General features: G+C 66.5%; 6 protein-coding genes. 4 read left to right on the top strand and 2 right to left on the bottom strand.

Annotation, left to right across the window (positions count from 1 at the left end):
• Positions 1 to 88 precede the first annotated feature (88 nt).
• The 4 genes from C8D78_RS15490 (at position 89) to C8D78_RS15505 (ending at position 4,298) form a co-directional block, all read left to right on the top strand.
• A complete protein-coding gene (locus tag C8D78_RS15490; RefSeq protein ID WP_120954748.1) occupies positions 89 to 1,657 on the top strand; it encodes an NCS1 family nucleobase:cation symporter-1 in 1,569 nt (522 codons plus the stop codon).
• 26 nt (positions 1,658 to 1,683) lie between these two features.
• The gene (locus C8D78_RS15495) at positions 1,684 to 2,427 is read left to right on the top strand and encodes an aspartate/glutamate racemase family protein (protein ID WP_120954749.1); all 744 of its coding nucleotides are present in this window, start codon (positions 1,684 to 1,686) and stop codon (positions 2,425 to 2,427) included.
• Positions 2,428 to 2,565: 138 nt separating this feature from the next.
• Positions 2,566 to 3,549 (top strand): aldo/keto reductase, encoded by a 984-nt coding sequence (locus C8D78_RS15500; RefSeq protein WP_120954777.1) that lies wholly within the window; start codon positions 2,566 to 2,568, stop codon positions 3,547 to 3,549.
• 104 nt (positions 3,550 to 3,653) lie between these two features.
• Complete coding sequence (locus C8D78_RS15505; protein ID WP_120954750.1) at positions 3,654 to 4,298, top strand: uracil-DNA glycosylase; 645 nt, start codon at positions 3,654 to 3,656, stop codon at positions 4,296 to 4,298.
• A gap of 99 nt (positions 4,299 to 4,397) precedes the next feature.
• Here the strand turns inward: C8D78_RS15505 and nboR are convergent, their stop codons facing one another.
• Complete coding sequence (nboR, locus tag C8D78_RS15510) at positions 4,398 to 5,018, bottom strand: nicotine blue oxidoreductase (RefSeq protein ID WP_120954751.1); 621 nt, start codon at positions 5,016 to 5,018, stop codon at positions 4,398 to 4,400.
• Positions 5,019 to 5,052: 34 nt separating this feature from the next.
• The coding region (locus tag C8D78_RS15515) for a transketolase-like TK C-terminal-containing protein (protein ID WP_425266710.1) at positions 5,053 to 6,555 on the bottom strand (1,503 nt) is incomplete at its 5' end.

Genomic DNA, 6,555 nt, shown 5'->3' on the forward strand with positions numbered 1-6,555 from the left:
ATGAATGCAATGACGCTCCTGCCGGTAGTTCTCGGCACATATCCCAGCGCGGAACGCATGGAAGACATCTTAAAGAAGCGAGATCACGATGCAGACGACCCCGTTGACCGGCGTCGAACCGGCTACCGAGACCGCAGCTGACTTGAGCAAAGCTACCCACCCGTCCATGGGTGTCGACGCACTTTGTGAAGCAGCCAGCGCCGCCTCCGGCCGCACGATCAGCCCCTCCCTCTACAACATTGACCTTGCCCCGACGAAGCGGGAAGGCCGGCGCTGGACCAGCTACAGCATTTTCACCCTCTGGGCCAATGACGTCCACAGCCTCGGAAACTACGCCTTCGCCATCGGCCTCTTCGCCCTCGGACTGGGCGGCTGGCAGATCCTTCTCGCCCTCGGCGTCGGAGCCGTCCTGTTGTTTGGGCTACTGAGCTTCTCCGGTTTTATGGGCGTCAAGACCGGTGTCCCGTTCCCGGTCATGAGCCGGATCAGCTTCGGCATCAGGGGGGCACAGATCGCCAGCCTCCTGCGCGGGGCGGTGGCCGTCGCGTGGTTCGGTATACAGACCTACCTGGCGTCTGTCGTGCTCCGCGTCATGCTCGTGGCCATGGTCCCCTCGCTCCGGGAGCTGGACGCCAACTCCCTCCTCGGCCTCTCCACGCTGGGCTGGGCCTCGTTCGTGTTCCTCTGGATCGTCCAGTTGGTCATCGTCAGCTTCGGCATGGAAATGATCCGCAAGTATGAAGCCTTCGCCGGGCCCATCATCCTGGTAACCATGGCGGCCATGGCCATCTGGATCTTCGTCCAGGCCGGCGGCTCCATCGCCTGGACCTCGAACCACGCCCTCGAAGGCGCCGAAATGTGGCGCACCATCTTCGCCGGCGGTGCGCTGTGGGTTTCCATCTACGGAACGTTCGTCCTGAACTTCTGTGACTTCACCCGGTCCGCCGTCTCCAAGAAGGCGGTGGTACGAGGCAACTTCTGGGGCATCCCCATCAACATGCTCCTCTTCGGCGCGATCGTGGTGGTCATGGCCGGCGGCCAGTTCAAGATCAACGGCACGATCATCAAGAGCCCGTCGGACATCGTCCAGACCATCCCGAACACGATGTTCCTGGTCCTGGCCTGCCTTGCGCTACTGATCCTGACCATCGCAGTGAACCTTATGGCCAACTTTGTGGCTCCCGTCTATGCCCTGACCAACCTCTTCCCGAAGCACCTGAACTTCCGCAAGGCGGCTTGGGTCAGTGGCACGATCGGCCTCGTCATCCTGCCGTGGAACCTGTACAACAACCCGATCGTGATTGTGTACTTCCTGGGTGGACTCGGAGCGCTGCTCGGCCCGTTGTTCGGCGTCGTAATGGCCGATTACTGGCTGCTGCGCCGCGGCAAGGTCAACGTCCTGGAGCTCTACACCGAGGATCCGGCGGGAGCCTACTTTTACAAGAAGGGCTTCAATCCCCGGGCGATCATCGCTTTGGTGCCTGCCGCCTGCGTTGCTCTCCTGGTCGCCTTTGTTCCGGCGCTGGAAGCCGCCGCCCCGTTCGCGTGGTTCGTCGCAGCCGGAATCGCCGCGGCGATCTACTACGCCATCTCGGACCGCTCGCGGCGGCTCGAGGACGTCGACGGCGAAGCAATCGCTGTCGCCAGCAACCACTAACCCATCTGTCCGAAAGCGGAAGCACCATGCGCATTCTTGTCGCCAACGTCAACACCACGCAGTCCATGACAGACTCCATCGCCGCCCAGGCACGCCAGGCCGCGCTGCCGGACACGGAAATCGTGGGGCTCACTCCCCGCTTCGGCGCCGATTCCTGCGAGGGAAACTTTGAGAGTTACCTTGCGGCTATCGCCGTCATGGACAGGGTCCTGTCCTATCCGGAGCCGTTCGATGCCGTCATCCAAGCTGGCTACGGCGAGCACGGCAGGGAAGGGCTCCAGGAGCTCCTCGACGTTCCGGTGGTTGACATCACCGAAGCGGCCGCGAGCACCGCGATGTTCCTGGGCCACAAATACTCGGTGGTTACCACGCTGGACCGTGCCGTCCCGCTGATCCAGGACCGGCTGAAGCTGGCCGGCCTCGATGCCCGGTGCGCCTCCGTCCGGGCGAGCGGAATGGCCGTCCTGGAACTGGAGGAGCAGCCGGAGCGCGCGGTGGAGGCCATCATCGAACAGGCCCTGCTGGCAGTCCGTGAGGACAAGGCGGAAGTCATTGTCCTCGGGTGCGGCGGCATGGCAGGCCTGGACGAGGAGATCCGCAAGCGTGCCGGCGTCCCCGTGGTGGACGGGGTGGCGGCCGCCGTCACCATCGCCGAATCGCTGGTCCGGTTGGGGCTGAGCACATCCAAAGTCCGGACCTATGCCACTCCGCGGCCCAAGACGGTCATCGGATGGCCGCTGGCGGGGGCCGCCACGGCGGCGAGGCCCTGAGCCGGAGCTAGAGGCGCCCGACGCCGTCGGACATGCGCTCTGTGCTGGGCAGCGACGCGGGGTCACTTACGGCCCATCGGAGGGGCCTTAATGGGCCGTATCTGACCCCGCGTTGCTGTTCAGGCCTATAGTCGGATGATGGAACAGCGAATGTTGGGCAAGACCGGACGGAACGTCTCCATCGTTGGTTTGGGGACATGGCAGCTCGGCTCGGACTGGGGGAACGTGGACCCGGCACAGGCGCAGGCCATCCTTGCCGCTTCGGCCGAGGCCGGCGTCACCTTCTTCGACACCGCCGACGTCTACGGTGACGGGCGCAGCGAACAGGCCATCGGCACGTTCCTGGCGGACAACCCGGGCCTGGACATCACGGTGGCCACCAAAATGGGCCGCCGGGTGGAACAGACGCCGGAAAACTACAACCTGGCCAACTTCCGGGAATGGACGGACCGGTCGCGGCGCAACCTGGGCGTTGAACAACTCGATCTGGTCCAGCTGCACTGCCCGCCGACGGCTGTCTACAGCAACGCTGAGGTCTACGACGCGCTGGACACCCTGGTGGCCGACGGCGTCATCCGGAACTATGGCGTCAGCGTGGAGCGGACCGACGAGGCCCTCGAAGCCATCCGCCACGAGGGCACGGCCACAGTGCAGATCATCCTCAACGCCTTCCGGCTCAAGCCCCTGGACGAGGTGCTTCCCGCCGCCCTGGCAGCCGGGGTGGGCGTCATCGCCCGGGTTCCGCTCGCCTCCGGGCTGCTGTCCGGCAAGTACACCAAGGACACGTCATTCCCGGAGAACGACCACCGGAACTACAACCGCACCGGCTCCGCCTTCGACGTCGGGGAAACCTTCTCGGGTGTGGACTTTGAGCAGGGGCTCAAGGCGGTGGCCGAGTTCGAGGAACTGGTGCCCGACGGCGTCAGCACGGCCCAGGCCGCGATCGCATGGATCGCGGCGCAGGACGGGCTCAGCACCGTGATCCCCGGTGCACGCAACCCGGACCAGGCGCGCTCCAATGCCGCCGCCGCGGACGTCAGGGGCATTGACTCAACTTTCGACGTCGGCGTCCACGAAATCTACGACCGCTATTTCCGCGAATCGATCCACCCCCGCTGGTAGCACCCCCCGCGTTGTGTGGGGGTGCCGGACGCTAGCGTGTGTCGGCGGCGGAGGGGGCCGGACAGTCTGGTTGACCCAATTAGCTGCCAAGGAACGGTCCCCGAGTGATTTCATCCAGCATCGAAGGCTTTATAGACCGGCTCGCGGCCGTCGAAACCGGGCCGGGGTGCAACAATCTCTTCGACCACACCGTGCCTGGAAACGCCCTGCGCCGGCGGAACCTCGCGCTATACCTGAGCGAAATGCTGGACCGCTCCCCGAAGATGTTGCTGGTGGGGGAAGCCCCCGGTTTCAGGGGCATGGGGATCACCGGGGTCCCCTTCACCAACCGCACGATGTTCCAGGGCCCCGCGAACAGTTTCGGGCTGTTCGGGCCGGGGAAGGGATATGCGCTGCCGCCGGAAGCTGCCGGAATTGCGGCGGAGCCGACGGCCACGGTCATGTGGCAGGTCCTGGCCGAACTGGACTTCCTGCCGCTGCTCTGGAGCGCCTGCCCCTGGCATACCCATGTGCCCGGGCGGCCGCTGTCCAACCGCACCCCCACCGTTGCCGAGGCCGCACTGGGAACCCCGTTTTGGCAGGCACTGGCGGAGGATTTCTCCATCGAACACGTGGTGGCTGTCGGGAACGTGGCGTACCGCAGCCTGCAGCAGAGCGGCCTGGACGTGCCGAAAATCAGGCATCCCGCCCACGGCGGCAGGGCCGGTTTCAAGCGGGGACTGGAAGAGCTGCTCGCCCCCTCCCGCTAAACCTAACGCGGGGTCAGATCCGGCCCATGTTGGGGCGTCTTTTGGGCCGTATCTGACCCCGCGTTGTTGGGGGTGGTGAGTGCGCGACGGCGTTTGGCCCTAGTCGAGGAGGTGCAGCTGGTCCGGGGTGTCGAGGTCCTCGCCGCCGGAGAGGTCGCTGCAGTCCACCAGATCAACCAGGTCCGGGTGGGCCTGCAGGAATTGCCGGGCGCCGGCGTCACCCGCGGCCGAGGCGGCAGCTTCGGGACGCAGCGTGACATCCATCAGCAGCGGGTGTCCGCGCCGGAGCGTGCCGTCGGGTCCGCGGTATGCGGCGGCCGTTACCCGGCGCGGCCGGTGCGACGCGAGCAGCCGGGCCACCATGTCCGGAGTCAGCCCGGGCTGGTCCACGAGCGCGATGAGCACGTGATCCTCCGGAGCCGCCGCGGCAACCCCGGCCCGGAAAGAGCTGCCCATCCCGGACTCCCAGTCAGGGTTTTCGATGACCTTGTGCCGGCTGAGGTCGGTGGCGGCGAGGACCGCTGCTGCATCAGCGCCGAGCACTGTTACCACTTCCCGGCAACCGCCCTGCAACAGCATGTCAGCGAGCACTTCAACGAGCGTGCGGCCGCGGAACCGGAGCAGCGCCTTGGGGCCGAGCCCCAGCCGCGTCCCGGCGCCGGCAGCAAGCAGCACCGCCGTCGTGCCTGTCGTCGGGCTCAGGGCTCCGCTGTCGCTCATCTGCCCACACTAGCGCGCGCCCCTAACGCAACGCTCAGGAGTCGCCGCCCGCTCCGCCGGTGGTCCCGGCGTTGACATCCAGGAGCTTGTAGCGGTCCATGGCGTACGACGGCGCGCCTTCCTCGACGTCGCCCCTCGCCGCGAGCAGTTGCAGGGTCTTCACCACGATCGAGTGGGTGTCGTTCTTGAAGAAGCGGCGGGCGGCGGCGCGGGTGTCGGAGAAGCCGAAGCCGTCCGCACCCAGCGAGGCGAACTGGTGCGGGAGGAACTGGCGGATCTGGTCCGGGACGGCCTTCATGTAGTCGGTGACGGCGACGATCGGGCCGGTGGCGCCGGCGAGCTGTTCGGTGACGAACGGCACGCGTGCGGGTTGGCCGGGGTTGAGGAAGGCGTCTTCCTCGGCGGCCATGGCGTCGCGGCGCAGTTCGGTCCAGGACGTCACGGACCAGACATCGGCGGAGACGCCCCAGTCCTCGGCGAGGATCCGCTGGGCTTCGAGGGCCCAGGGGACGGACACGCCGGAGGCCAGGATCTGGCTCTTCGGCCCGGTCACCTCCGACGCCGACACCCGGTAGATGCCCTTCAGCACCCCGTTGACGTCGAGGTTCTCGGGTTCGGCCGGCTGGAAGATGGGCTCGTTGTAGACCGTGAGGTAGTACATCAGGTTCCGGTCCGCGTGGCTTCCTGCGGCGCCGCCATACATCCGCTCCAGGCCGTCGCGGATGATGTGGCCCATTTCGTACCCAAAGGCGGGGTCGTAGGTGACGACGGCCGGGTTGGTCGCGGCCAGCATGGGGGAGTGGCCGTCGGCGTGCTGCAGGCCCTCACCGGTAAGGGTGGTGCGGCCGGCGGTGGCGCCGATGATGAACCCGCGGGTCATCTGGTCCGCTGCGGCCCAGAAGGAGTCGCCCGTGCGCTGGAAACCGAACATCGAGTAGAAGACGTAGACCGGCACGAGCGGCTCGCCGTGCGTGGCGTACGAGGTGCCCGCGGCCGTGAAGGCCGCCACTGCCCCGGCCTCATTGATGCCCGGGTGGATCAGCTGCCCCTGCGCCGATTCCTTGTAGGCCAGGACAAGCTCCCGGTCGACGGAGAGATAGCCCTGGCCGTCCGGGTTGTAGATCTTCGCCGAGGGGAAGAACGCGTCCATGCCGAAGGTCCGGGATTCATCCGGAACGATCGGCACAATGCGGTGTCCGAACTTCTTGTCCCGGAGCAGGTCCTTGAGCAGGCGCACAAAGGTCATGGTGGTGGCGGCCTGCTGCTTGCCGGAGCCGCGCTTGGCCACCTCATAGGTTTTGGGGTCGGGAAGCTCCACGGGCGCGTGGTCCGGCCGCCGTTCGGGGACGAATCCGCCGAGTTCCTTGCGGCGGCCCATGAGGTACTGGATCTCCGGGGAGTCCATGCCGGGGTGGTAGTACGGAGGCCGGTAGAGGTCCGCTTCGAGCTGTTCGTCCGTGATGGGGATGCGCAGGTGGTCGCGGAAGGCTTTCAGGTCCGCGAGGGTGAGCTTCTTCATCTGGTGCGTGGCGTTGCG

Source organism: Arthrobacter oryzae, assembly GCF_003634095.1.
Classification (GTDB): Bacteria; Actinomycetota; Actinomycetes; order Actinomycetales; family Micrococcaceae; genus Arthrobacter; species Arthrobacter oryzae.